Here is a 213-nt window from a genome sequence, read left to right as displayed (position 1 = left end):
AGCCTTAATAACGCCGATCTTCTTGTCGCCAGCGTCCTCGAGAACGACGTCGAACTCGTCCTTCTCCTCCTCAGCCGGAGCGTCGCCAGCAGCGCCCGGAGCGCCAGCTGCTGCAACTGCAACCGGAGCGGCAGCGGTCACGTCGAAGACCTCCTCGAATTCCTTCAGGAACTCGGAGAGCTCGATAAGGGTCATTTCCTTGAACTGCTCGAT

Annotated in this window: 1 pseudogene; it reads right to left on the bottom strand. The window is 59.6% G+C overall.

Going from position 1 to position 213, the window contains the following annotated elements:
* Nucleotides 1-213: pseudogene (locus NG904_RS17755) on the bottom strand (50S ribosomal protein L7/L12); the annotation flags it as partial.

This window comes from Clostridium sp. ZBS15 (assembly GCF_023845705.1).
GTDB lineage: Bacteria > Bacillota > Clostridia > Clostridiales > Clostridiaceae > Clostridium > Clostridium aquiflavi.
Note: the sequence above shows the minus strand (reverse complement) of the source record. Positions and strands in the feature narration are given on the sequence as shown.